This window comes from Monashia sp. HAY1-2A, assembly GCF_056755315.1.
Genome location: NZ_JBNDHY010000316.1, coordinates 1 through 804, shown reverse-complemented (window position 1 = coordinate 804; position 804 = coordinate 1). Strand labels below are relative to the sequence as shown.

Genomic DNA, 804 nt, shown 5'->3' with positions numbered 1-804 from the left:
GTTCCTCGACAGGGTGGAGCGCGCGTTCGCGCGGATCGGTGAACCAGCGGTGGAAGCGGGACCTGTTCGGGTCCTCAGGGGCGAAGCGCGACTCGTCGCCGAACAGTGCGATGGCGAAGGGGTTCTGTGCCAACACCTCGCCGAGGTCGTTGGTGACCATGGCCGGCGTGTCGAGTCTGTCGAGCACCCGTTGCACGCCTGGTGACACGTGGTCGCTGCGCATGTCACTGCGCGGAGGGACGTGACCGGCCAGCCGGTACAGGTGGTCGCGCTCGGTCCGGCTCAGTCGCAGCGCCCGACTGATCGCCGTGAGCATCGGAGGTGAGGGCTGCGGACCACGCTGCTGCTCGAGGCGGGTGTAGTAGTCGGTCGACATGCTCGCGAGCAACGCGACCTCTTCACGGCGCAAGCCGTCGGTGCGGCGTCTGGGACCACGCGTCAGCCCGACGTCCTCGGGCTGCAGCGCCTCGCGGCGCCGGCGCAGGAAGTCGGCTAGAAGTCCACGATCCATGGGGCCCATTCTCGGTGAGGGAGCGTGCCTCATCCAGAGACCGGGAGTCCGTGGATGCACGGGTCTCTTTCACCGAGTCGTGCCAGGCACCACGTTGGGACTCATGACGAATGACAACAACAACCACCCCACCACTGCCCTGGTCACCGGCGCCAGCCGCGGGCTCGGGCGCGCTACCGCACTGGCACTCGCCGATGCAGGTCTCGACGTGGTCATCACCTACAAGAGCAGCGAGGCCGAAGCGCGCGACGTCGTCGCGTCCATCGAGTCCAGAGGTCGGCGCGGTGTCGCGC

General features: G+C 68.0%; 2 protein-coding genes. One reads left to right on the top strand and one right to left on the bottom strand.

The genetic code is table 11. The annotated features are described in order from the left end of the window. A partial coding sequence (locus ACPYOM_RS22080; protein ID WP_481347602.1) for an MmyB family transcriptional regulator occupies window positions 1–511 on the bottom strand: 511 nt, incomplete at its 3' end. A gap of 103 nt (window positions 512–614) precedes the next feature. On the opposite strand from ACPYOM_RS22080, the gene ACPYOM_RS22075 reads away from it, so the two are divergent. Further along, window positions 615–804 (top strand): SDR family NAD(P)-dependent oxidoreductase (locus ACPYOM_RS22075; protein ID WP_481347601.1); only part of this gene is annotated, 190 nt, incomplete at its 3' end.